We start from the raw sequence: 2,123 nt of genomic DNA on the forward strand, positions 1-2,123 counted from the left end.
TCCTCCGGAGGAATGATCTTCCATAAAGCCATTTCCACTTTTTTTGGTTCTTTGATATTGTCTACCAGTCCTATTCTGTTGGTCAGACGGATACAGTGCGTATCTGTTACAATGGCAGGCTTTCCAAACACATCCCCCATAATCAGATTTGCACTTTTTCTTCCCACCCCCGGAAGCTTCAGCAGTTCTTCGAAAGTTGTGGGAATATTATCCTCATACTGTTCATGGAGGATCCTCATACAGGCGCTGATATCTCTTGCCTTACTTTTTCCCAGTCCGCATGGCTTTACGATCGCTTCAATTTCCTCCGGCTCCGCTTTTGCCAGCGCTTCTACATCCGGATATTTTGCATAAAGATCTTCTACCACTACGTTTACTCTGGCATCTGTACACTGCGCTGCAAGGCGTACACTGACCAGAAGCTTCCACGCCTGATCATAATCCAGGGTGCATCCTGCATCAGGATATTCGTCTTTCAGTCTCTGAATTACTTCCAGAGCCCTCTGCTTTTTTGTCATAAATCCAGTTCCTTTCTGCCTGTTCTTATACTGTTTCTTATGATATGTTTTCTGATACCGTTATCCCTGATGTCTTTGTGCAAAACTATTTTCTTTTCGGCAAAAACAGGTATCAGGCTCTCTTTCTTTTTACACAGAAAAACGGATCGTGTCCCGGAAAACACGCTCTCCGAAAATACACCATCCGTTTTTGTTGTGTTTGTTATGATTTTATTTTGTACCGAAGATCCGGTCTCCTGCATCTCCCAGACCCGGGCAGATATATGCGTTTTCGTTCAGCTCACGATCCACATGGCCTACATAGATCTGCACGTCAGGATGAACTTTATGCAGACGCTCCAGGCCTTCCGGAGCTGCGATAATAAACATACATTTGATATTCTTCCCGCCATGCTCTTTGATAAAATCTACTGCAGACACAGCGGAACCGCCGGTTGCAAGCATGGGATCTGTTACTACGATCAGTCTCTGATCAATGGGATCCGGCAATTTGCAGTAATATTCATGAGGTTCATGTGTCTCCGGATCTCTGTACAATCCAATATGTCCGATCTTTGCAGACGGTACCAGAGTTGTGATTCCATTAACCATTCCAAGACCGGCGCGAAGCACAGGCACAACTGCAAGCTTTTTACCTGCGATCATCGGTGTCATACATGTTTCCAGAGGAGTTTCCACCTCCACATCCTCCAGAGGAAGATCTCTCAGCGCCTCAAATCCCATAAGAACTGCGATCTCCTCGATCAGCTTACGAAACTCATTTGTTCCTGTGCTTTTGTCACGGAGCAGAGAAATTTTGTGCTGAATCAGCGGATGCTCCATAATATATACGTTTTCCATGTTGAACCTCCATTAAATTTTATACTGAAAACTTCAGAATTCTTCGGTTTTCACAGCCTTAATACGGCGTTCCGTATGATTCTGAACTATATTATATCCTATTTTCTCTGAAAGTTCTACATGAATCTACACCAATCTTCTTTTTTTAAAAAGGGTGCAGCCTGATAAAAGCTGCACCCTCATATCTACCCGATTATTTTATTTTTTATCCGATCCTGCCCGGAACCTTTTCTCCAACAGAGTGTCGGAATTTTTCCTCTGCAACGCGGATCTCTTCTATGTTCATTACAAAGGCTGCCATCATACAGATTCCGCAGGCACCGATCAGAATACCGGCTGTTGATGCCAGAATTCGAGGTCCTGCAAAAAGAATCAGCGCCACTATGTAGAACACTGCCTTAGTCATAGTATCATACCAGGGAGATTGAGCCTCTTTATCTGCATATAAAATCACTCTCCAACCAAGGACTGCTGTATAACTTTCTTTAATAAAGAATAATACCAGAAGCATCTTTGCCAGTGAATACTTCGGAATCAGACAGGAAAGGATCACAAACTGACAGACCCGGTCTGCCAGAAGCTCCAGAAGTCTTCCTACGTCGCTTACCTGTTCCGGTCTCCGGGCAAGCTTCCCGGCCAGTATATCCACAGCTATAATTGCCAAAAGCATCACTGCAAGCAGAGCTTTTTCTCCCATCAGTCTGTACCGCTCAATCAGGGCCATAAATACAAGAGCAAGGGCAAGTCTGCCGACGGTCAGCAGGT

General features: G+C 44.6%; 3 protein-coding genes. All 3 read right to left on the reverse strand.

The genetic code is table 11. The features are described from left to right. On the reverse strand, positions 1–518 hold a 518-nt coding region (locus QVP40_RS10875), incomplete at its 3' end, for an endonuclease III domain-containing protein (RefSeq protein ID WP_288200498.1). A gap of 210 nt (positions 519–728) precedes the next feature. Continuing rightward, positions 729–1,358, reverse strand: a complete 630-nt coding sequence (gene upp, locus QVP40_RS10880; protein ID WP_022068447.1) for a uracil phosphoribosyltransferase — start codon at positions 1,356–1,358, stop codon at positions 729–731. Between the two features lie 205 nt (positions 1,359–1,563). Next, a partial coding sequence (locus QVP40_RS10885; RefSeq protein ID WP_288200499.1) for a CDP-alcohol phosphatidyltransferase family protein occupies positions 1,564–2,123 on the reverse strand: 560 nt, incomplete at its 5' end.

The sequence above is a fragment of the Blautia sp. CAG:257 genome (genome assembly GCF_000433815.1).
In the GTDB taxonomy this organism is placed as follows: domain Bacteria; phylum Bacillota; class Clostridia; order Lachnospirales; family Lachnospiraceae; genus Blautia_A; species Blautia_A caecimuris.

Coding starts and splice junctions, on each gene's coding strand:
- upp (WP_022068447.1), bottom strand. CDS start 1,358: ATGGAAAACGTATATATTATGGAGCATCCGCTGATTCAGCACAAAATT.